Genomic DNA, 24,073 nt, shown 5'->3' with positions numbered 1-24,073 from the left:
GTTAGCGCAGGTTTTTTTCAACGTCCTATGCTAAATTGGGTAACAGAAACTTACTAATTTTTATAAATTTTTTACTATGGCACACGCAAAATTCTCCGAAGAAAATCTGATTCAAAAACCAGCCATCAAGATTCTGAAAGAACAATTGGGGTGGCGAACAACACATGCTTATGATGACGAATGGAAATCAGGCACAAGTATTTTTGGACGTGAGTCTGAACAACAAGTGGTCTTGCTCAATGATTTACAGCAAGCCTTAGTAAAATTGAATCCTGATGTACCTCAAGAAGCCATTCAAAACACGATTAAACATCTTAAAGATCGTCGTAGCTACAACGCAAATGCAATTGCTGAAAACAGATACCGCTATGAACAAGATTTGCTAGTCGGGCATAAAACACAGGCAAAAAATCCTAAGACAGGTCAGTTAAAAGACTACACGGTTAAAATCATTGACTTTAATAATGTCGCAAACAACATTTACCATGCAGTAGATGAGTTATGGGTGAAAAGTACCCTAACCTCAGAGCGTAGACGTCCAGATCTGATTTGCTTTGTAAATGGTTTGCCGTTGGTATTCTTTGAATTTAAAGGGGTAGATATTGACGTTAATCGTGCCTTTAAAGGAAATTTAACAGACTACAAAGATAAAATTCCGCAACTCTTTGACTTTAATGCAATCACCATTTTATCCAATGGCGAAGAAGCGAAATATGGGACATTTACATCACCACTTGAGTTTTATGGTCAGTGGAAACGAAATGATGAAGATGATCCAGAACCAGCAGCCAATACGAATCAACTGAAGCGTTTGTTATTTGGGATTTTGGACAAAACACGATTACTCGATGTGGTAGAGAACTTTATTACCTTTGAAGGAGAGGGTGATAAAGCTATTAAAATCATTGCGAAAAATCACCAATACTTAGGTGTAAATCGTGTGATTGAACGATTGATTAGCCAAGATCCAGCGCATATTAAAGAGCGTAATGAAGGTCGATTAGGGGTTTACTGGCATACCCAAGGCTCCGGTAAGTCTTTTTCAATGCTTTTCTTTACTGAAAAAGTGTTGAGAAAAATTTCATCGAATTACCGATTTGTAATTATTACTGACCGTATTGAATTAGATGATCAAATCTCTAAGCTTTATAGTGACTGTGGTAAATCCAGCAAGGTGAATGATCAGGCAGTCAGTGGTGATCAACTGCGTAAAAAGCTTACACACTCGAATGATAAATATATCTTTACGACCGTACATAAGTTCAATCAGCTTGTGACAGAGCCATATAGTACTGCGGATAATATCATTGTGATCTCAGATGAAGCGCATCGTAGTCAATATGGTGATTTAGCACGTAATATGCGAGCAGCACTGCCAAATGCTAAATATTTAGGGTTTACTGGTACGCCTTTAATGGACTCTCCAGAAGATCAAAAAACCAAAGAATGGTTTGGTGATTACGTTTCCATTTATGACTTTAAACGTGCCATTTTAGATGGTGCCACTGTACCGCTAATTTACGAAAATCATGCTGCTCAGCTGAGTATTGCCAATCCTGATGAGTTAAATCAACGTATTCAGAAAGTGATTGATGATGCGAAGAAAAAGGGCAAAAGCGAAGCAGATATCGAAAGACTAGTTCGTAAGGCAAGTGATGACTACAATATTTTAACGTCACCGAAGCGTTTAAAAATCGTAGCGCAAGATGTGGTGGATCATTATAAAGAGCGTTGGTTGCTAGGGACGGATAAATCACCATGTAACAAAGGAATGATGGTTTGTTTAGATCGTAATACCTGCTTGAAAATGTATGAGCTGATTACTGAAAAATGGCAGTTGGCAATCGAGTTGCAAGAGAAAGAGCTTGTAGAAGAAGAGATCATCCATTGTCATGATCCAGATATCTTAGATGAAAAATTTAAACATTTAGCATGGATGAAAGAGACCAAGTTTGCGGTTGTGGTCAGTAGTGAACAAAGCGAAATTGAAGAAGTCGCTAAGTTTAATGACCATAGTGGTAAGCCTTTGGATATCTGTAAGCATCCGGCTAACACAGCCTTACCAAGCGATCCTATAAGCCTTAATTTAGTTCCCACCTAAAAACAAGTGGGGACTTAATCCATGAACATGGATATATATTCAGCAACACCTCCTGTTGCTAAAAAACGCCGAAAATACAGCAAAGAATTCAAACTCAGTATTGTCAATGCCTGCAAAAATCCTAATACCTCGATCGCTTCGGTCGCACTGCAACATAGTATTAATGCCAACCTTGTCAGTCGTTGGATCAGGATCTTCAGCCATCATGAGGGTGCCGTGCAGGATCCTACTCATGTGAATCCAGCATTTATTGCTTTGCCTTACACTGCTGCAATCAGCCAACCTATTGATGAGAGGATCACGTTGTGTATCACCGTGCCTCATACGAATAATGATATTCAGCTAAAATGGCAGACATCAGAAATACCTGCCTTGGCAGAATTACTCAAGGCACTTGCAACATGATCCGCATTGATGAAATCTGGTTGTCTACTCAGCCCATGGACATGCGTGCAGGTATGGATACGACCATGGCTCAGGTGGTGAGAGCCTTTGGCTACATCAAACCGCATTGTGCTTACCTGTTCTGTAATAAACGTGGCCATCGCATGAAAGTGCTGGTACATGATGGATTGGGCATCTGGCTGTGTGCCCGGCGGCTGGAACAGGGCAAATTTCACTGGGCTCAAGTTCACCAAGGTGAAACCGTGGCCCTCAGCCCGGAACAGTTACAGGCACTGATCCAAGGTTTGCCCTGGCAGCGCATTGGACGACAGCAGGTGGTGACGATGCTTTAAACCAGGCTCGACCATTCTGCTATTCTCCAAACGTTCTATTTCATTCTTCTCATGACCTCAGGCATACTGCGGTCATGAATACGCTGCCTGACTTAAGCCAACTGACCCATGAACAACTGCTGGAATTCACCAGGCAGTTGGCGCTGCAGCATCAGTCTCTAGCACAATCAAACCAACAATTGGATGCCAAAGTTCAACATCTTTCTATTCTCAATCAAAAATACGAGCATGAACTGGCGCTGTTTAAAAAGCACAAATTCGCCCAAAAGAATGAACACTTAACGGCAAAACAAATCCATCTGTGGGATGAAGCGGTTGAAGAAGATATTGCCGCGGTTGATCTAGAACTGGAACGGCTAAATGCAGATAAAACCAATGCAGCGACACAGAAAGCCAAAACCAATAAACCTAAACGTCGACCACTGCCAGATCATCTACACACCATCCGTATTGAGCATGAACCTGCATCAACCCAATGTGCTTGTGGCTGCCAACTCCGTCGTATCGGCGAAGATGTCAGTGAAAAACTGCATTTCAGACCGGCACAGTTCTATAAGGAACAGCATGTGCGTGGTAAATGGGTCTGTGATCAGTGTGACACTCTAACTCAGCAAGCGATGCCCGCCTATGTGATTGATAAAGGCATTGCTTCACCTGAATTGCTCAGCCATGTGCTGGTATCGAAGTATGCCGATCATTTGCCGCTGTACCGTCAGCGCCTGATCTATCAGCGGGCTGGCATTGATCTGTCCAGATCCACTTTATCTGACTGGATAGGTCGCTGCGGTGTAGAACTGGAACCTCTGGCCAATGCCTTAAAAGAGGTGGTGCTGCAACAGCGGGTGCTGCATGCAGATGAAACACCGGTCACCATCATGCGGATGGGTGAGAATAATAAAAAACCGAAGAAAGGTTATGTCTGGGCCTATGCCACCACACAGTATAATCCAGTTCAGGCGGTGATCTATGACTTTCAGGATAGTCGTTCAGGCCAGCATGCTGAAGAGTTCTTGAAAGGCTGGCAGGGCTATCTAGTCTGTGATGATTACAGTGGTTATAAAGCACGTTTTAAATCAGGCCAGGTGATTGAGGTGGGGTGCATGGCCCATGCACGTCGTAAATTCCATGAACTGCATGTAACTGGGAAAAGTCAGGTTGCTGAACAGGCCTTAGTGCTGATTCAGAAACTGTATGCGATAGAAGCAGAACTCAGGAAAAAGACCGATGGTACAGCGGAAGACCGCCGCGAATACCGACAACAGCATAGTCAACCAGTGATGCAACAACTATATGAATGGCTCAACCAACATCATCTGACAGTGCCATCGAGTTCTCCCACCGCCAAGGCTATCAATTACACTCTGAAGCGTTGGCCAGCCTTAAGCCGCTATCTGGATGATGGCAATCTACCGATATGCAACAATTGGGTAGAGAATCAGATGCGTCCCTGGGCGTTGGGACGCAAGAACTGGCTGTTTGCAGGTTCGCTGCGCAGTGGTCAGCGAGCGGCAAACATCATGACTTTAATCCAGTCAGCAAAGCTGAATGGCTTGGATCCGTATGCCTATTTAAGTGATGTGCTGAAAAGGTTACCGACACACAAAGTGACCCAAATTGAAGAATTGCTGCCGCACTGCTGGAAACCTAAATCGAATTAAAAAATAGGTATGGGATTCAGCGGACGCTTACGGATATCTTGAAACATCGTAAACTAATGCAAGAACGTAAGTTAGATGAAGAGTTCAAGGATAGTAATAACCCATTACGTTTTGTGATTGTTTGTGCAATGTGGCTAACAGGGTTTGATGTGAAGTCATTATCGACTTTATACATTGATAAGCCCATGCAAAACCATACTTTGATGCAAGCGATTGCTCGTGCTAACCGAGTAGCACCAGGTAAAAAACAAGGGACAATTATTGATTACAATGGGATGCTACAGAGTTTAAGACGTGCATTGGCTGTATTCTCAACGGGTAAAAATTCTGCTGGTAAGTCAGAAAAAGTCGAAGCTGATCCATTACACGATAAGCCAACATTATTAACAGAATTTGGCGTATATCTGAAAAATTTAATCAAATATGTTGAGTCTAAGAAAGCCCCTTATCAAGCATTGAAGTCGGCGAAAGATGAAGATCGCTTGGAATTGCTACTGCAGTGTAAAGAAGCTTTGTCTGTTACTAAGCAAGTAAAAGCAACGTTTATTACGATGTTTAATGACTTAGATTTACGTAAAGAAAATCTTTTACCGTGTGATGAGCTGTCAATGTATCAATCAGATTTGAATACATTAAAGGCTATTTACCGTAGATTATCAAAGCGTGTAGAAGGTTCTGATATCACCTTGGAGTTGAGACAGATTCAGAATTATGTAAATCATCATTTAGAAGCGATAGATAAAAAAGGGAAGGATGCAGAATACGACTTGTCAGCCATTGATTTTCACCGTTTAAAAGTTGAATTTGAGAAAATTAAACATAAGAGAACGGTGTTGATGGAGCTTCAGGAGCGTATTGAAAAAGCATTAGCTCGTCTCACTGCTGTAAACGGTGATCGTGCGAAGTTCCATGAAGATTACCAAAAAATCATTACGCAAATTAATGAAGACATTTCTGATGTGACGATTCAAAAGGTTTTTGAAGATCTGATGAAAGTGTATGAGGACTTGTCTGAAGAAGAAACTCGCTATGTCAGAGAAGAGCTTGACAATGATCTTGAGCTCACATTATTTGATAAATTGAAAAAACCAAACTTATCCGAGAAAGAAGAAAAAGCAGTTAAAAAGATTGCTCAAGAGTTGTTGAGTAAAATTCAAATTGCTTTATCTCAGGGGGTGAACTGGATCAATCAAGAAAGTAATAAAGCTGAATTGATGAGAGTCCTAAATTCTGAAATCATTTTAACTGATGCCTTGTCATGGGAAACGTTTAACTTTGAAGATCGTAAAGCGAAGGCAGATGACATATTCGATTATGTACTAACACATAGTGACCTAATCCTGAATAGGCAGATGTATTCTTGATCTAGGAGGAGAGTCATGCTTTGGTTACAGCAAGAGTTTGAAACCTTTAAATGGGTAATTACGACTTACTGGAGAGTGTGGCTCATTCCACTATTGTTTTTTATCTTTAGCCTTGGAATTTTAATATTTCTAAATTTAAAGTTAAGTCATTACTTTGAAACGAGACCAGAAACCGCTTTAGCACCCTTTCTAGATCAGGTGATAATTACTTACTATGAAAAAATGAATCACAAAATTTTGAGAAAATTTTTGATTATTGGACCTTTAGTTCTCTTTATCTTAGGTTACTTGAAATATAGGAAGAAATTTTGAGATTGGGTTATTTAGGGTAACAGCTAATTATTCATAAGCGCTTAAAGTACTGAATTAGAATATTTATTTTGTGGAGTTCAATTGCCACCATCTCTGTAATAGGTATATATGTAAAATACCCTTAGCTGATAATAACAACAGTGAACGCTTTTATCAGTTAATGGCTCAGGTCATACCAGATTGGGAAAAATCAAGAAGCAATTGGATGGTAGGGCGAATCGGTTTTTTGGTATAAAAGTAGAGTTTTAAATATTTTTTATTTCCTTTAAGATCATTAAATTAAAAAATTCATTTTACTAAATGGTCTTTATAAATAGGTAGATTTGTGCAGAAAACTGAGGAGTCAATACTCCATAATTTAAAAATTAATGATTGGTTGGAAAGTCTTCAGAATTACTACCTTAGAACAGATGGGCCATATGGGACTACAAAACTGACTTCATTGGATGTCACTCCCGCTGGTCTTGCTGCGGCAGTTGGTGTTGAGAATTTTTCAGATGAGACAGTGCTTCAAGCCTTCATGTCATTATTTACCAGAAATTCTGTACAAATAGTATTGGGGCAAAAAAATCATGTATATAGTGGTCTTTATGCATATAACAATTTTCATTACCTTGTTCTTTCTTGTGTGGTTGCTGCTACTACGACCAACGCAGGTGATAGTAAACAATATAGGGAACGCTTAGGTACATTGCTAGATGATGGTAAAGGAGCAGAGCAAAAAGTCGATGGTGTAAATAACCTATGGAAAGCTTTAGCTATTTGGATTAATAAAAAAGATGATTTATATCGAGAAATAGTTCTTCCTGAACCAGGTAGCTGGACTTTAATTGGGTATGCAGCAAAATTAGCATATCCTTCTAGAAAGGATCGAGCTGATCTAAAAAAAATTCTCAAAGAATTACCCGATAAGGCATTGGATAATCAAAATATTTTATTGAATTATTTAAAGAGTTGGTCTTATTGTCTTCCTGAGCGCATGAGCGAAGACTTAGCTGATTTATTACGATGTTATCGTAATAATCAATCTTTAGAAACACATCATTTTTGGCACTTAATTGAAACTATTCTCGTTGAAATTTCTAGAGAATCACCTAGACACTTCACATTGTTGTGGTCTATTTCAGTGAGTTTTAGCGGGTGGGATGGTGATGAACTAGATGAAGTATTTATATCAAAAGGTAACAGACGATCAGATTTAGAAAACTCTTTTTGGCATGGGACTTTTAGCCAATTACTGAAAGAGTATGGAACACCTCCTCAAATTAAAAAGCTTTTAGATTCAGGCTGTCTTATTTTGTGTGAAAGTTATGGAGGTTTATGGACACAAGATGATAGAAGGCCTCAAAAAAATCAAAGCACTATTATTTTAAGTTCTTCTGAAAAAATCGTAAGAGAATTCAAAAAGCCATTAAAGCTAGGTCATAGATGGTATTGTTCAGAACGAATGTCATTTAATTCAGCATTACGTATTACTGCTGGAAAGGGTGTTTCTGAGTCGAATCATAAAAATACTGATTTAAGAATCGAAGGTGGTATTCCTATTGGGAGAGGGAAGTGGCTTTCTCGACCAGCGAACCGCCCATTGATCTAAAAAAACTACATGCAAAAATCGGTGAGCAGGCATTAGAAATTGATTTTTTAGAAGGTGTGTTGAAGAAACTGGGCCGCTTCAACCACAAAAGTTAATCGACGACTCACTTCAGATTTCAGTATCTAAGCAAGCTAAGCTACTGAAAGTCTCCCGTGGTTGTTATTACTATCGCCCAAAACCTGTGAGTGCATCAGATCTGAAGCTGATGCGCTGTATTGATGGATGGTAAAGGTCGTTGGGTTGATAATGTGATGATTGAACGATTATGGCGGAGCGTTAAATACGAGGAGGTTTATCTCAAAGCCTACAGCAATGTTTTTGATGCGAAAAAGCAATTAAATGCCTATTTTGAATTTTATAATTTGAAACGACCTCATTCGAGTCTGGACAAAATGACTCCAGATGAGTTTTACTATGACCAGCTACCACAACAAAATAAGGTAGCTTAACTAGAGCAGAATATCACTTATAAATAAGCTTTTAGTTGTTCAAACAAGTGGGACCACCTCTATAAAACACTAATCAATGTACAGGCTATCTTCAGTAAGCAAAGAGATAAAGATACCTACAGTTGGAAAGCGATATCAATTTCATAAAAATAAGCCACTCTATCTGAGTGGCTTATTTCATTTTAAATATATTTTATAGCTTTTGAGTTTTTGGGAATCTCTTTAGTTTCATCAATTTCAGGGAATCTTATCCGTAAGAAAGATTCATTTGAAAAAGTGACAAAACCGATACCCCATAAAGGGTGTTGTACTGAATTTTGATGTATGGCAGAACCATCTGATACATCTGATACATCTGATACATCTGATACATCTGATACATCTGATACATGTAACTGATTATTAGTTGAGATTCATCTTAAAACTGGCTTAATTGCAGTGGGGTTAATTTATTAAAAATAATTCTTGTTCCATCGTGGGATATTGAAAAAAACTAGGATCTATAACTTTTTAATATCTAAAAATCATTGTTTTAGAAAAAAATCTCACCTTTTTCAATATCAGAATATTTTAAGTTTTGGATCACCCTACCGCAAAACAACTCACGGTTGCACTAACTGCTCAGCTTCCACTTTTTTCATATCAAATTCAGGACTTTCCTTCGCATGAATAATTTGTACTGGAATAAAACGCACCTGTACCATACTTGGTTTGCCTCTTGGGTCTTGTTTTAATTTCTGATTCAAATCTGAAATTTGCTGTGTTTGAGGAGCAAGATCACCACGTAAAACTACCCGAACCAAAGTCATGTCACTACGACGGTCAAACTGTACCGTATCAATTAAATTGTTATGCTGATTCAATTGTTCAGCAATGGTCGTTTCTATATGGTTTTCATAAATTTGCTTATTGAGCATAAAAAGAAAATTAAATGTTAAATAAACTCCTAAACCCAATAAAAAAATCAAACTCATTGCATTTCTTTTTATGAATTCCAATACATTACTCTGTACTTCTTCATCTGAACCACGTCTAAAACCAGCCATCCACAATACAAGTGAAGAACTAATTTGTATGGCAACAATATTGGTCATAGCCAATAATGCCGCATTGGCCGCATGTTTCCATTCCAAATGGGCCAATAAAATACCACTCGCCACCAAAGGTGGAACCAAAGCTGTTGCGACCGCAACCCCAACCACAGCCACCGACAGACGTGGAGAAACTGCGGCAAAAGCACCCGCTGCACCGCCAGCGAGCGCAATCATCAAATCCATAATGGTAGGTTGAGTGCGAGATAAAATTTCATGGGTAATAGGAAGATTAATATTGATTAAACCCAACACCACACCAATCACAACAATCATAACCACGCCAAGCACCAAGGTTTTGAATGCTGTTTTAAACAACAACCAACGGTTATCAATAAAAGCTAGCGCAATCCCGGATATTGGCCCAAGCATCATTGCTACTAACATTGCACCAATCACTACTGCAGCAGAATTTGACAATAAGCCATAACCTGCAATAACAGCAGCCAAAGCATTCATAATAAAAAAGGTTTTACTTGGCAGCGCATCGGCCTGAATATTCAGACGCACCTGTTTATGATCAATTTTCTTGGAGTTTTCTCTGGCCGCTTGTTTATATTTGAGTTTTTCCTTGAGCAACTCGTATTTTACTTGTTCAGGGCCATCATCTACCACAATGGTTGCTTCTTGATCTTTATCCATCTTCTGCCTCGGTTAGGCTAAGCAGGTATAACCTTAAGATTCCAGCTCAGCCGTAGAACGTGTGCAGTTACGCCCACTGTGTTTTGCTTCATACAACTTATTGTCAGCTATCTCCAAAACTTCAGAGACATCTAGTGCGTCTTTAGGCCAGAAAGAAATGCCTATAGAGATCGTGATTTGCCCCATGTCATGAATAGTGCTTTCCTGCATGGTTTTGCGCAGACGCTCTGCGGCTTTATACGCCACACTTGGCTCGCCTGTGATCATTAATACAACAAACTCTTCACCACCACTGCGGCAACAAATATCATGCTCTCTGAAATTATCTTGCATAAATCGTGCAAGTGTCTGCAACACTAAATCACCTTTAGCATGCCCATATTGATCATTGACCCTTTTAAAGAAATCAATATCTATGGCTAAGGCTGCAAATTCAGTCCGCGTATCAATTAATTCATTTAAAAAAATTGCATACCACGACGATTATACAAACCTGTCAGTGGGTCTGTATTTACATGTTGCTTTAATTCTGAAATTCGGTGACTAAACGTTTCAGAACTGAGCAACATTGACGTTCTAAACTTTAAAACCTCAAAATACCAAGGATCGACCTCTTTAATTTTATCTTGAATATCTGGCTGATTCAGCATACTTGCCATTCTAGCCAAACGATTCAGTGGTGAAGCAATAAAATTAGAAATCCACCAAATCAAGATAAAAATAAATAAGTAGAAAATAAAAATACCCAAAGATACTTTTAAAATTAAAGTATTTGCTTTAGCAAACAATTCATCTGTAGGCTGTTGAGATATTACTGTCCAGTTCACACTTGGGATATGTGCAAAACCTGCTAAGTTATCAACACCTCGACTATTCACCAATCTTATAGAACCACTTTTATTTTTTCTTATATAGCCCAAACCAGTATTATTGACAATTTTATCACCAATACGTTTTTCATCTGGATGGAAAATAATTCGATCGTGTTGATCAACAACATACATATAGCTATTTTTATAATCATACTGATTAGACAGCATTTCATTGAGTACATTTTTTTTATGTAAATGAATAATACCACTAATCAGTCCTAAATATTGATTATTTTTCCCATGTATCGGCTTTGACATCATAATTACAAGGTTGTTATTCACCGACCAATATGGAGAGGAAATATAAGTTTTCTTTTTTTGTAAAGATTCAATAATCCCTTCAGTACCATAAGTCTGTTGAAAACTTAACCCCAAACTACTTGGTGAATAGGCTAACATTTGTTGTTTAGCGCTAACCAATAAAATACTATTGAAATTATCAGACTGGTTTTTTAAACGAGAGACTTCGTTATATTTTAAAACGGGGTTATTTAAATCTTTTTCTAACTGCGCTGCACTATATTCTAATTCTTTAAGCATATCGCTAAAATGCTGATCTGCACTAAGAGCAATTTTTTCAGCATATTTTTCATTTACAGAAAGAGAGTTTTGAATAAGTTGCTGTTTAATGACATAATTTAAAATAAATACACTAACAACAAATAAACCCGACACGCTCAAAATTGTCGAGATCAAAATGAGTTTACGAAGATTTAATTTTAAAGATAAAAGCAAGTCCTTCAACAGCGCAGACCTCTAACTTCAAAGAGCGTGAATATTTTTAACTTTATCATACAATACTGTCGAATTAAGCATGTTTTTTGAGCTGTATGAAGAGTTTAATACTATTTTCCCCTACTTTGCATCAATCACACAAATTGGATAATTCCCTGGATTTTGCCCACCACCTAAATCCAAACACGTATCGGTGTAACTAAATTTTTGCCACGCGCTTCCTAAGAAAAAACCTAAGATTAAACGTAAGCGTCCGCTGAACCCCATGCCTATTTTTTAATTTGAGTTGGATTTCCAGCGATGTGGTAGTAATTCTTCTATTTGGGTCGCTTTATGCGTCGGCAGCCTTTTCAGCACATCACTGAGATAGGCATACGGATCCAACCCATTCAGCTTTGCTGACTGGATTAAAGTCATGATATTTGCCGCTCGCTGTCCACTGCGCAGCGAACCTGCAAACAACCAGTTCTTACGGCCCAATGCCCAGGGGCGCATTGAGTTCTCTGCCCAGTTATTGTCAATGGGTAGATTGCCATCATCCAGATAGCGGCTTAAGGCTGGCCAACGCTTCAGACTGTAATTGATGGCCTTGGCAGTGGTTGAACTCGATGGAACCGTCGGATGATGTTGAGTGAGTTTAGTCAACAATTGGGTGAATTGATTGAGATCTTCTTCTGTTTTGATTCCTTTAGCAAATTCTGCAGCAAGGTCTTTTAGTTTTTGTTCGTTCATCATGTTGCCTGACTCCGTTGTGAATATGAACATAGCAAATTCAGGCAATTACACAATTTAATTTACAGTCTCATTTTTGTCCGAGCTACCGTACAAGCTTTGCTAAATACCTAATACCACCTGATATGGTTTAAATCCTTCTAGCACTGCATCGGAGACTAACTTGATAAAGGCTTCGGTTTTTCCGTAAGCCATCCACTGATCAAGAGCCTCATAGTAAGCCAAACGATTTTCTACTGTAATAACACAAGGTGGATAACCAGCTTTAAGTAATTCTAGATTCATCAATAGGCGTGATGTACGCCCATTACCATCAATGAAGGGATGGATACCTACAAAATCCGCATGTACTTTAGCAGCACGTTCAATAGGATGAAGCTTATGTGCTTCACTATTATACCAATCTACCAATTGAGCCATCTTATCATTTAACAAAGTATAGTCAGGTGGGGTAGTGGTAGCACCTGATATCAGGACGTTTTGTTGACGATAACGTCCAGCATTATCATCATCAATATTCTTTAAAATGAGTTGATGGATATTACGAATTTGCCATTCAGAAAAAGGTTCTTCTTTTCGAATAATATCTTCAACATAGTAAATTGCATTTCTATGGTTGATCGCTTCGAAGTGTTCTCTTAATGCCTTTCCACCAACAGTAATACCCTCCAGTACTACTTTTGTTTCTAGTAGAGTAAGTGTATTACCTTCAATTGCATTTGAATGATAAGTCCAGCGAAGAATAAGGTCTTCTTGTAAATTTTTTACAATTGAATGAGAGAGGGGGCGATGTTGATCTAATTTTTTCTTTAAATCATCGATAGTTTCAAACATTACCTTATCCCTGAATTTGTCTTAGTTGATCATACATGAAAAAATAAAGATCAGAAATGTAGTGATATATCATTACATTTTGTATGAGTTTTAAAAGTGGTAAGTGGACTGCTCCAAGTATTCTAGACACGAGACAGCTTCATTTCGGAAACACATTATTGTTCATTTCACCCACGCATCTATGGCATGTTGTAGATGACCAGTTTTGACATAAAGCGTTGCGCCTGATGGACCTGCCTGAAATTTAGCAGCACTATTGAGGGGAAGACGGACCCACGAACCTGCTGGATATATTTCAGTGCCGCAAAATAATTGACCTTTAATAATGAACAATTCAATCCCTTGTTCTGATTTCTCTACGAAAATTTGATCAGGTTCTAGCTTTTCTAAATAGGTCTGCTCATGTTCAGATTGAAATAGCGGGCATATCATCCGACGTTGGGTAAGCTTCTAATTCGCTAAGTCATTGGTGTTAATCCGGGTTGGTTCTCTCTCATGTTCAGTCATTTGCATCAGTTTCACAAAGATTAAACAACCTGCTTTACTGGAAACCCGATGAGTTGAATGATGGAGGTTACGTAAATACCAGCCTACTGGATAATCATCTTCAGCATTCTCGGTAAAAATGCCTGACAATATGAGGACTTCTTCACCCAAAGGATGTTGATGTTCAGGAAAGGCAGATTCTGGTGCGTATTTCACAAGGCTAGTTGCACGTGCTTTCTCATCGCCAATACGATCAAGCATCATTCTATCGACTTCACCTCCTGGAGATTTCACCCAATGGTAATCTTCTGGTTTGATGATGACGGGTTGTGAGAAGTCGGCATGAATAAACATAATGCTGTCCTGTAATGAAGAAACCTAAGTATTTTAACGAGAATGCATAGGTTTATTTTAAAAGAAATAGCGATTAGTTAGCTCACTGTTTCAGAAAAGATAAGCATGTTAATAGCAGATATTACTCACTAAGCTATGAAATATTAATATTTTAGAGTTTAATCAACTGTGCTTTGTTTTTACATCAATGAGGAATGGCATGAAATATCAACCGCCTTATACGATCACCTCTAAAATTATTCACTTGATTGCACAAATTAGTGAATCAATAGGGCGTTTGACTGCATTAACCCAAATCCAAGATAGCCTTAAATTGCGAAAAGCCAATCGTATTCGAACGATTCAAGGGTCTTTAGCAATTGAAGGGAATACCTTGAGTACAGAGCAAATCACCGCAATCCTGAATGGCAAGACCGTTATCGCTCCACCTAAAGAAGTGCAAGAGGTACGTAATGCCCTAAAGGCATATGAAGAAATTCAAGATTGGAATCCTGATCAAGAATCGCATTTGCTTAAAGCACATCAAATATTGATGACAGGACTGATTGATGAGGTTGGACAGTATCGCCATAGTGGTGTGGGTGTGATGTCAGGGGATCGGGTCGTGCATATGGCTCCGCCTGCGAATCAAGTTCACCGTTTAATGGGAGAATTATTGCATTGGTTGGCTGAGGGTAATGAGCATCCATTAATTCAGAGTTCAGTATTTCATTATGAATTTGAGTTTATACACCCATTTGCTGATGGCAATGGGCGGATGGGGCGTTTATGGCAAACTTTAATCTTAAGCCAGTGGAATCCAATTTTTCTCAATATCCCTGTAGAAAGCTTGATTTATCAAAACCAAAAAGCTTATTACGATGCATTGCAAGCGAGCACAGATCGCTCAGATTCTGCACCTTTTATTGAGTTTATTTTGCAGATGATTCTAGATGCAATACTTAGTTCTGATGCCAGCGATCAATATACCGCTCAAGCTAGCGTACAAGTTAGCGATCAAGTTAAACGTCTCATCCAGAATATGGAGCAGAAAGCATATAGCTTAACTGAGCTTATGGCTCTATTAGACTTGTCCCATCGAGCCACATTCCAAAAAAATTATTTAACTCCAGCATTAGAAGCAGGTGTGATTGAACGTACCCTTCCTGATAAGCCTAAGAGTCCTAAGCAAAAGTACAAATTAAAAAATTGAACTATACTGAGGTTGATGTGATTATTAATATCATAATGAGCTAATTGAAATGTTATAACATTGCATTTATTTTTAGGTGTAATTTTCTGCTATAATGCCGTACGCCACTTCAAATCCTGAATTCGGATTTGAACAAGATTTTAAAGTGATTCAATGCACTAAATCTAATATGGGTCAAAATTGGGTCAATGAATTTTTTTATTCAATAAAAGAGCTTTAAAATGAATGAGTTAGGTTTTGAGTTCAATTGACGCCACCTCCACCAAAATTCTTGTTATAAATCAGCCGCTTATTTAAGTGGCTTTTTTATTGCCTAAATTTTATAAGCGATTTAAAAAATCAAATCAAAACTAGAGCGAATACGCTCAATCAATAAATGCTTCGACTCTGACAAATGGGTATTTTTACGTACCATCAATTGGGTTTGAGCCGTGTTGCACAGTTCGGAATCAATAGTTAAGGCAACGGCCTGACCTTCTTTAACTGCATCTGCGATATCTGCATAGCGCATGGCGGAAATCCCATGTCCAGCCACCACATAATTTTTTAAGGCATAAATAGAATTGGTGGTCAGGCCAATATTCAGGTTCACTTGTAAGCGTACCATTTCACTGTCGAGTAGCTGACGAAAACCATGCCCTACGGGCATTAAGGCAAATTTATAGGCTGAAATTTCGGAAAGACAAATGCGATGCTTGAGCTTGGCAAGAGGATGACCGGCAGGAACAGCCACAATAAAAGGTTCTATTTTATGGGCAATAGTGCTGATGTCTGTATGAAATGGGGGATTATACGCCAGTCCAATATGCGCCAGGCTGTCCACGATATGTCGTACCACATGTTGGGCACTCATTAATTCTAACTGGATTTCAAGATTTGGATATTTATGATGCACATGTCGAAGTACATCATAAATCATGTGTTGCATATAACTTTCACTAGAAACAATGTTCACTTTGCCGAGTTGAGAAGATTGCAGCTGAAATAAACTGTCAAATAATTCATTTTCACGATTTTTATTTTCCTTGAAATACTCAAGTACCAGATAGGCAGCTTCAGTCGGAATAATATGCCGTCCCTTACGTTTAAATAAGTTTATTTTTAGTTCAGATTCAAAGAGTTGAATCTGTCGGCTCATGGCAGACTGTTCGATATTCAGGATGTCTGCTGCTTTACGCATCGAGCCAAACATCATCACCGTATAGAAATAGCGTAAACGCTTTTCATTGATTCCGTTCAGTGGCGCAAGGAATTGCAAGTTTCTGTCCATAAAAACTCTGATGCTTTTAAAGCATCAGTATGCCTAAAAAATTACATTGTTATCAAGTCAGGAGCATGCTTACATGGGTTTTGAACAATAAGAAGATCTAGATAAAAAGGAGTTTTAGATGGATTTAATCACCTCCCGTCAACAACGGTTAGACCAGATTTACAAGAAAGTAAGCTGGCGCCTGCTGCCATTTTTATTGCTGTGTTATTTCTTTGCTTATCTGGACCGGATCAATATCGGATTTGCCAAGTTGCAAATGCAGCAGGAGCTGGGCTTTAACGATGCAATTTATGGCATGGCAGCCGGCATATTCTTTTTAGGTTATGTCCTGTTTGAAGTGCCAACCAACCTGTATTTTGAAAAAGTCGGCGCCAGAAAAACCATTACCCGCATCATGATTTTGTGGGGCCTGACCTCCATGTCGATGCTATTTGTCACCACCCCGCAGATGTTCTATGTCTTGCGCTTTTTACTAGGCGTATTCGAAGCCGGTTTTGCCCCGGGCATGATTTTCTATCTGACCTATTGGTATTCCGGTGCACGCATGGCACGTGTCATGGCGATTGTCATGCTGGCCGGGCCGCTTGCTGGCATGTTAGGCGCACCGTTATCGACACAAATTATGAGTACTTTCCATCAGATTTATAATCTTTCTGGCTGGCAATGGTTATTTTTATTAGAAGCTGTGCCGACCGTGCTGTTGGGCTGCGTAGCGTACTTTTATTTAACTGATCATCCCTCACAAGCAAAATGGCTGTCCCAAGAGGACAAAGCCTTATTGGTGAAAGAAATTTCCCAACATCAGTCTGCCACTGGTCATAGTAATTTTAAAGCGGTATTAAAGGATCCTTGGATTTATTTCATGGCCTTGGCCTACTTCACCATTATCTGTGGGATCTATGCGATTGGCTTCTGGCTACCATCTTTACTGAAGTCGGGCGGTATCCAAAATTTGCAGATGATTGGTTGGCTGCTGGCGATTCCATATTTATGCGGTGCAATTTTCATGATCATTTTTGCCCGCAGCTCGGACAAATGGCAGGAACGGAAATGGCATTGTGTAGTGCCGACGGTATTGGCCTGAGTCAGCTTGATGTTGTCGGTGATGAGTGCGAATTTCCTGCTGTCCTTTATTGCGATCTGTACCGCAACGGCCTTTATGTTTAGTGCCTATACCATTTTCTGGTCGATTCCATCGAAATACTTAAGCGGTAGTGCGGCAGCAGGCGGAATTGCCCTGATTAACAGTATCGGATTACTCGGTGGTTTTGTCAGTCTAAATATTATGGGCATGGCGCAGTCAATGACCGGTTCCATGCTGGCAGGCTGGTTCACGATTGCTGTGATCATGATGCTCGGAGGCACTTTCCTGATCTATGCCTTCAGACTGAAAAAGCAAGTTGTTTCCCAGCAAGTAACACGCGCTGCCTTAATCGTCGATAAATAATCAATCATGCAGCATAGGAAGGATTCAAGATATGAAGAAAATCATCATTGCGGGCTTTCAACATGAAACCAATACCTTTGCCCCGACCAAAGCAAGATATGTGGATTTTGTCCAGGGCGGGGGATTTCCTCCGCTTAGCCGCGGCGCAGATGTCCTGAAATTTCGGGAACAGAACATTCCGATTGGCGGTTTTATTCAACAAGCAGAACAATTCGGTTATCAACTTTTGCCGGTAATCTGGGCTGGCACTTCACCTTCAGCGCATGTAGAGCAGGACACTTACCAACGGATCTGTGATGAAATTATTGCAAGCATCCAGCAGCATCCGGCAGATGCGGTGTATCTGGATCTGCATGGTGCCATGGTTAGTGAACAGGTGGATGATGGTGAAGGGGAATTTTTAAGACGGGTTCGTGAAGCAGTCGGGTCGGACATTCCGGTAATTGCCAGTCTGGATTTCCATGCCAATGTCACGCAAGCGATGTTTGCTCATAGTGATGCATTGATTTGCTATCGGACTTATCCGCATGTAGATATGGCCCAAACTGGACAACGCTGTGCCCAACTGCTGAATCAAATATTCGAGGGCAAAAAACTGTATAAGAAAATGTACAAGCTACCGTTTTTGATTGCGTTGAATGCACAATGTACCGAGCTGGAACCTACCCAGTCTTGTATGAATTTACTCGAACAGCTAGAACAAAATAATCCTGTCCAGATGAATTTTACGCCGGGTTTTCCGGCGGCAGATTTTGAGGAATGTGGCGGTTGTATCTGGGGCTATAGTGAAAACGCTGAGCAGTTAGATCAGGCCATGCAACGCTATATCGACCATGTGCTGCAACAAGAAGCGCATTGGAATATGGATTTTTTATCACCAGATCATGCCGTGCAGCAGGCAATTCAACTTTATCAACAGCATTATTCGGCCAAACCCGTGGTGATTGCCGATACTCAGGATAATCCGGGAGCTAGTGGCGATTCGAATACAACCGGGATGTTATCGGCGCTACATCGACATCAAGTTAAAAATGGATTGATTGGCCTCATCGTAGATCCTACGGTGGTGCAACAAGCATATCAGCTTGGGCTTGGTCAGCATTTTTATGCGCAACTGGGCGGAACATCGGGTATTGCGGGGGATGCTCCATTTAGCGCTAAATTTAAAATCAAAGCCTATAGCGATGGAAAATTCAGCTATGGCGGACCCATGATGCATGGCGTCGAGGCGGATATCGGCCCGAGTGTATTACTGGAAATAGACGGTATTGAAATTGCAGTCAGTTCCTATAAAGCTCAGTTGCTCGATCGTAATATGTTTAGAATTTTTGGTATTGTGCCTGAAGATAAAACGATTGTCGTAGTGAAAAGCTCGGTACATTTTCGTGCAGATTTTCAGGACATGGCTGCTGCCATTTTGGTCGCGAAAGCGCCTGGTGCCATGAAAGCAGACCCGAATGATCTGCCTTGGCAAAAGATTGATCCTGATAGACGACTCGTGCCGATGGGCAAAAGTCTGGCGCAACGTGATCAGCCATTGCGTCGTACGGTCTAACATTTAACTAATATCCAATTAACACCCAAGCGATTGAACAGGCGAGCTCTATCATGATCTAGCCTGTTTTTTAATGAAAGCTCCCATTCCTTGAACTCAAGAGAAATTTAATACAATTTTCTGTTACCTGATCCCGTGTCTGGATCTGTTATTGATTAAATTCACTGACACCGACTTAAGCTAGCTCATAAAAGTGGACAGGAACTCAACATTCTTTTCAAATTCAACAAAATACCTATAATTCCAATTAGAAACTTGTTGTAAATTAAACCTTAGGGAAAAAATAAATACAGTTTTGACTTTCTTATTTTAAATTAGACGAATCAACCGGAGATTCTCATTGCGCGCTGCCCGCTATAAAATTTTGCTCATTATCGTATTGCTACTGGCAGTAGGGTTTGCTCTATTTCGTTGGTGGCAGGGGCCAGTGGTGCCTAGTTATACGCTGAGTGCCATGCCGCTGGTACAAAATGTTGTTGCGACCGGACGTGTTGCGACAGTTTCACGTGCCCAGGTAGGCAGTGAAATTAGTGGTGTGGTTCTGCAACGTCTGGTGCAGGAAGGCGATCAGGTTAAACCGGGTGATCTGCTGGTGGTATTGAAATCGGATGAATTGCTGGCCCAAGTCAGACAGGCCGAGCTGGCATTGACCGAATTGGCAAGCAGCCGACGGCCACAGGCTGCAGCAGAACTGGCCAGTGCCAAAGCCCAGCTGGAGCAAGCCAGCCGAGAAGCTACACGTCGACGTAATGCAGAAGCCGGTATCCTGTCGAGGGAAGAAGTCGAACAGGCTGTGGAAGCAGAAAGAGTCGCGCGCAATAATTATGAGACAGCTCGGGTAAAAGCAGCCGTATTGGCTGCGGGTCAAGTCGAAGAAGCGTCGCTTCGGGAGCAGCTTGCAGTGGCACAGGCTCAACTGGCCAAAACCAAGATTCGGGCTGCGGTCGCCGGCACAGTACTGACACGCGATGTCGAGCCGGGTGATCTGGTTCAGCCGGGACAAACTTTATTTACCATTGCGTTAACAGGGAATACAGAAATCCGGGTACCGCTAGATGAGCGGAATTTACCGCAACTGGCCTTGCAGCAAAATGCCACTGTGATTAGCGATGCCTATCCGGATCAGTCTTTCCCGGCCCGGATTAACTTTATTGCGCCAAGTATCGATCCACAGCGAGGTACGGTAGAAGTCAGGTTAACTGTCAATCCCGTACCAGATTTTCTGCGTCAGGACATGACGGTATCGGTGAATGTCGAGACGGCCAAACGAGCCCGGGCACTGGCTATTCCAAATGATGCTTTAAGCAGTATCAAGGGAGATAAAGCCGTGGTGTTAATGGTACGTGATGGAAAAGTACAGCGTCAGCAGATTACTTTAGGCTTGCGTGGCTTGGCCATGTCGGAAGTGAAATCCGGACTGAGCGAGGGTGATCAGGTGCTGGCAGATGCCGAATCTTCATTGGAGGATGGCACCAGAGTTCGCTTAAAACCACAACAGAGTTCATTGCAGAATTCTGCTGATATGGCCAATAGCAAAAATGAATTACCGGTGAACTTCGATTGAAAAACTTATTCGGGCGGCTCTGGATCGAATGGAAAATCGCGGTCAGTTTTTTGCGCGAGGGTCGCGCGCAGTCCATCATGATTAACATCGGGGTTGCCGTGGGCGTAGCGGTGATCGTCTTTATCACCGCTTTGATTCAGGGGCTGCAAGCCAATATTGTCGAACGAACCTTAGGTACACAGGCACATATTCGTCTGTTGTCACCGGATGAAGTCAACCGGATTGTGTCACCTCCCGCTGGAACCGTGCAATTATTGCAGGAAGACAAACGAGCACAGCGCCTGCGTTCGATCAACAATTGGCAACAGATTACTGAAACATTAGACCAATTACCTGTACTGACCGCTGTCTCGCCGGTGGTGTCTGGTCCTGCCTTTGTACAACGCGGTGATGCGATTGAATCCGTGGCCTTGGTCGGGATGAATCTGGAGCGTTATCAGCAGATCATTCCATTAAAAGAATATTTAATCAGTGGTCAGTTGCGGGTCGGCGCGGATGATGTGCTGATTGGCAGCCAGTTGGCCAAAGACCTCGGTGTTCAGGTCGGCAGCAAGTTGCGACTGGATACTGGTCAACAAAATAGTGCTTTGGTGAATATTGCCGGTATTTTTGAACTGGGTGTGCGCGAACTGGATGCGCGTTATGTCTATCTGGATCTCAAGCAGGCACAGTCCTTACTCGGCCTGCCAGGCGGGGTACCGGTGATTGACCTAACCATTGCCAATATTTTTGAAGCAGACCAGGTTGCCGCACAAGTCGGACGCCTGACCTCATTAAAAGCCGAAAGCTGGATTGAAACCAATGCACAACTGATGAATGCCATTACTGCACAAAGCCTGTCGACTAATATGATTATTGTCTTTGTCGCAATTTCGGTGGCTTTCGGGATTGCCAGCGTCATGTCCGTCAGTGTGGTGCAGCGCACCCGAGAAATTGGTATTCTGCGGGCGACAGGTGCAACCCAATCGCAAATCCTGAGGGTTTTTCTGTTTCAGGGCGCAATCTTCGGCTTGCTCGGTTCAGTGCTGGGCAGCATAGTCAGTTATGGCCTGGTGTGGGTATTTAATAATTTTGGTCCGGGATTATTCTATATTCCGATATCGATTGAACTGGTGATTTTGGCATTATTGTTGGCGACATTAACAGGCGTACTGGCTGCAGCGGTGCCATCACGCCGGGCCGCGGCACTCGACCCGGTGGAGGCGATTCGTCATGTCTGAGCAATCTCAGGAAGTTCTGCGTCTGGAAGCGCTGCGAAAATCTTATAATATTGGCCAGCCCAATGAAGTGGAGGTCTTGCATGGCATTGACCTGCGCATTGATCGCAACGACTTTGCTGCACTCATTGGCCCTTCCGGTTCTGGTAAAAGTACCTTATTAAATATTCTGGGACTGCTAGATAAACCAACGAGTGGCGAGCTGTATTTGTTGGGACAACCTACCAGTGCGATGGATGACACCGGTCGTACAGCGCTTCGCGGCAACAGCATTGGATTTGTATTTCAGTTTCACCATCTGATTCAGGCCTTTAGTGCACTGGATAATATTCTCATGCCTTTAATGATGGCGCATGGCAAACCGAATCAGCAGGCAATGCAACGCGCACGTGATTTACTAGCGGCAGTGGGGCTGGAAAAATTTGCTGAACGTAAACCGAATGAACTTTCCGGAGGACAGCAGCAGCGGGTGGCCATTGCCCGGGCCTTGATTACTGAGCCGGCATTATTATTGGCCGATGAACCGACAGGTAATCTTGATACCCAGACCGCGGCTGATATGTTTGAACTGTTTCGTAAAGTGCATCGTGAACGCGACTGCGCCGTACTTTTGGTCACGCATGATCCGCGCCTGTCCGCCACTTGTGATCGCACCATTAATCTGGTCGATGGCCGGATTGAAAGTGATTCGAGCAATCCGCATCAAGATTAAGCTGTACTGTAAGGAGCCAGGAGGGCCAATTTCCTGAAGCGGAAGACAACGGGATTTCTTATTTAAAACTGCCTTTAAATTATTTCCATGCCTGAGATTGAAATAAACGCGTCATTCAAAAAGGATGTACGCGATTGCCTACATCCTTAAATTTTGATGGTTTAATTTTAATGATTCTGTCTTTCAGGTTGATCTAATCATTGAACGCCGGTAAATCATATCTAATCAAAGCGTCAGGATGAAGCCGAACTTTAATGGCACTGCCGCAAGTTTCTATTTCATCCTGTGGGTAGCCTGATTTCAAAGATTTGATCCGGTTTTATTATTCCAGATTACTTCTCAGCATCCAGGCAGTTTTTTCGTGTACTTCCAGTCTTTGCGTGAGAATGTCAGCAGTCGGCTGATCATTGGCTTCTTCAATGATCGAAAAAATACTTCTGGCGGTACGCGCCACAGTTTCATGTGCATCTACCAGTAAACGTATCATTTCTTCAGCTTTAGGCACACCTTCGACTTCTTTAATGGAGGTGAGTTTTACAAACTGTTTATAAGTACCGGGTGCTGCAAAACCCAAAGTCCGAATACGTTCAGCAATGATGTCCAACGCATTCCATTGCTCGGTATATTGAGTCATAAACATGTTGTGCAGGCTGTTGAACTGGGGGCCGGTGACATTCCAGTGGAAATTATGGGTCATCAAATACAGGGTATAACTGTCTGCTAAAAGTCTGGATAAACCATCGACAATTTTGGCGCGATCATCATGCGAAATCCCGATATCAATTTTCATTGCTTTAGATTCTTTTTTAGAAGAGGCCATGCTCTTACTCCTTCAAACTTAACGCGATACGGTGTATTAAAATAAAGTCGGATGTATCTGAAGCCCGAGCCAAGAGATGAAATGATCTCTATGACTTTGTATTTGATCTAACAGGCTAAGAGATTTAAGTGGTTATAAGTTATAGATATTAGATCAATATAAAGGCAGGAAGTTTAGTCATTATGTATAAGCAGGACGCGGGATTGTAACTATTTAAATCTGTCAAATTTTGACTATACTTCAGCGGTAGCACGTTAATTTCTCATAGCAAATTGAACTTCTAAAAAGTCCTAATCATTTCAGGATTGAAACATCGTTTTGGGTTATGACGCTTA

Annotated in this window: 17 protein-coding genes and 4 pseudogenes; 14 read left to right on the top strand and 7 right to left on the bottom strand. The window is 41.1% G+C overall.

The window, feature by feature from the left end; translation table 11 throughout:
• The first annotated feature begins 76 nt into the window (after positions 1-76).
• The 7 genes and pseudogenes from ACO1B7_RS03400 to ACO1B7_RS03370 form a co-directional block, all read left to right on the top strand.
• Positions 77-2,101, top strand: a complete 2,025-nt coding sequence (locus tag ACO1B7_RS03400) for a type I restriction endonuclease subunit R (protein WP_423089813.1) — start codon at positions 77-79, stop codon at positions 2,099-2,101.
• 21 nt (positions 2,102-2,122) lie between these two features.
• Positions 2,123-2,506 carry a transposase gene (locus ACO1B7_RS03395; protein ID WP_001055585.1) on the top strand — a complete coding sequence of 128 codons (384 nt, stop codon included), beginning with the start codon at positions 2,123-2,125 and terminating at the stop codon, positions 2,504-2,506.
• Positions 2,503-2,838: an IS66 family insertion sequence element accessory protein TnpB gene (gene tnpB, locus ACO1B7_RS03390; protein ID WP_000618091.1), complete on the top strand. Its 336-nt coding sequence runs from the start codon at positions 2,503-2,505 to the stop codon at positions 2,836-2,838. The genes ACO1B7_RS03395 and tnpB overlap by 4 nt, the downstream gene beginning before the upstream one ends.
• A 74-nt stretch (positions 2,839-2,912) precedes the next feature.
• Entirely contained in the window at positions 2,913-4,496 is a 1,584-nt protein-coding gene (locus ACO1B7_RS03385; RefSeq protein WP_005080957.1) for an IS66-like element ISAba25 family transposase, read from the top strand.
• Positions 4,497-4,552: 56 nt separating this feature from the next.
• Complete coding sequence (locus ACO1B7_RS03380) at positions 4,553-5,860, top strand: type I restriction enzyme subunit R domain-containing protein (RefSeq protein ID WP_423089812.1); 1,308 nt, start codon at positions 4,553-4,555, stop codon at positions 5,858-5,860.
• Between the two features lie 637 nt (positions 5,861-6,497).
• Complete coding sequence (locus tag ACO1B7_RS03375) at positions 6,498-7,766, top strand: hypothetical protein (RefSeq protein WP_195725043.1); 1,269 nt, start codon at positions 6,498-6,500, stop codon at positions 7,764-7,766.
• Positions 7,745-8,215, top strand: a pseudogene (locus ACO1B7_RS03370) (integrase core domain-containing protein); the annotation flags it as partial. The gene ACO1B7_RS03375 and the pseudogene ACO1B7_RS03370, both read left to right, overlap by 22 nt.
• A 602-nt stretch (positions 8,216-8,817) precedes the next feature.
• Here the strand turns inward: ACO1B7_RS03370 and ACO1B7_RS03365 are convergent.
• From ACO1B7_RS03365 to ACO1B7_RS03345, 5 genes and pseudogenes are all read right to left on the bottom strand, one after another.
• Positions 8,818-9,948 carry a DUF389 domain-containing protein gene (locus ACO1B7_RS03365; protein ID WP_195725041.1) on the bottom strand — a complete coding sequence of 377 codons (1,131 nt, stop codon included), beginning with the start codon at positions 9,946-9,948 and terminating at the stop codon, positions 8,818-8,820.
• Between the two features lie 33 nt (positions 9,949-9,981).
• Positions 9,982-11,564, bottom strand: a pseudogene (locus ACO1B7_RS03360) (sensor domain-containing diguanylate cyclase).
• A 267-nt stretch (positions 11,565-11,831) separates the two neighbouring features.
• Positions 11,832-12,278 (bottom strand): annotated as a pseudogene (locus tag ACO1B7_RS03355) (IS66 family transposase); the annotation flags it as partial.
• A gap of 111 nt (positions 12,279-12,389) precedes the next feature.
• Positions 12,390-13,121 carry a Fic family protein gene (locus ACO1B7_RS03350; protein WP_180096838.1) on the bottom strand — a complete coding sequence of 244 codons (732 nt, stop codon included), beginning with the start codon at positions 13,119-13,121 and terminating at the stop codon, positions 12,390-12,392.
• Between the two features lie 162 nt (positions 13,122-13,283).
• Positions 13,284-13,961, bottom strand: a pseudogene (locus ACO1B7_RS03345) (cupin domain-containing protein).
• 199 nt (positions 13,962-14,160) lie between these two features.
• Between ACO1B7_RS03345 and ACO1B7_RS03340 the strand changes: the two are divergent.
• The gene (locus tag ACO1B7_RS03340) at positions 14,161-15,153 is read left to right on the top strand and encodes a Fic family protein (RefSeq protein ID WP_195725040.1); all 993 of its coding nucleotides are present in this window, start codon (positions 14,161-14,163) and stop codon (positions 15,151-15,153) included.
• A 331-nt stretch (positions 15,154-15,484) separates the two neighbouring features.
• On the opposite strand, the gene ACO1B7_RS03335 is transcribed toward ACO1B7_RS03340, so the two are convergent.
• Complete coding sequence (locus ACO1B7_RS03335) at positions 15,485-16,423, bottom strand: LysR family transcriptional regulator (RefSeq protein WP_004279326.1); 939 nt, start codon at positions 16,421-16,423, stop codon at positions 15,485-15,487.
• Between the two features lie 118 nt (positions 16,424-16,541).
• Between ACO1B7_RS03335 and ACO1B7_RS03330 the strand changes: the two genes are divergently transcribed.
• The 6 genes from ACO1B7_RS03330 (at position 16,542) to ACO1B7_RS03305 (ending at position 22,918) form a co-directional block, all read left to right on the top strand.
• Complete coding sequence (locus tag ACO1B7_RS03330; protein WP_278357423.1) at positions 16,542-17,507, top strand: MFS transporter; 966 nt, start codon at positions 16,542-16,544, stop codon at positions 17,505-17,507.
• A gap of 21 nt (positions 17,508-17,528) precedes the next feature.
• Positions 17,529-17,870 (top strand): MFS transporter, encoded by a 342-nt coding sequence (locus ACO1B7_RS03325; protein WP_228128531.1) that lies wholly within the window; start codon positions 17,529-17,531, stop codon positions 17,868-17,870.
• Between the two features lie 31 nt (positions 17,871-17,901).
• On the top strand, positions 17,902-19,425 hold the full coding sequence (locus tag ACO1B7_RS03320) for a M81 family metallopeptidase (protein ID WP_004279328.1): 1,524 nt from the start codon (positions 17,902-17,904) through the stop codon (positions 19,423-19,425).
• A gap of 340 nt (positions 19,426-19,765) precedes the next feature.
• A complete protein-coding gene (locus ACO1B7_RS03315; RefSeq protein ID WP_004279329.1) occupies positions 19,766-20,989 on the top strand; it encodes an efflux RND transporter periplasmic adaptor subunit in 1,224 nt (407 codons plus the stop codon).
• On the top strand, positions 20,986-22,209 hold the full coding sequence (locus ACO1B7_RS03310; RefSeq protein ID WP_423089811.1) for an ABC transporter permease: 1,224 nt from the start codon (positions 20,986-20,988) through the stop codon (positions 22,207-22,209). The genes ACO1B7_RS03315 and ACO1B7_RS03310 overlap by 4 nt, the downstream gene beginning before the upstream one ends.
• Entirely contained in the window at positions 22,202-22,918 is a 717-nt protein-coding gene (locus ACO1B7_RS03305; RefSeq protein WP_004279331.1) for an ABC transporter ATP-binding protein, read from the top strand. The genes ACO1B7_RS03310 and ACO1B7_RS03305 overlap by 8 nt, the downstream gene beginning before the upstream one ends.
• 322 nt (positions 22,919-23,240) lie before the next feature.
• Here ACO1B7_RS03305 and ACO1B7_RS03300 read toward each other — a convergent pair whose 3' ends face one another.
• Complete coding sequence (locus ACO1B7_RS03300; protein WP_004279333.1) at positions 23,241-23,738, bottom strand: Dps family protein; 498 nt, start codon at positions 23,736-23,738, stop codon at positions 23,241-23,243.
• Between the last annotated feature and the right edge of the window lie 335 nt (positions 23,739-24,073).

The sequence above is a fragment of the Acinetobacter lwoffii genome (assembly GCF_049367455.1).
GTDB classification, from domain to species: Bacteria; Pseudomonadota; Gammaproteobacteria; order Pseudomonadales; family Moraxellaceae; genus Acinetobacter; species Acinetobacter lwoffii_W.
The sequence above is the reverse complement of the archived record's forward strand: the minus strand, read 5'-3'. Positions and strand labels throughout refer to the sequence as shown.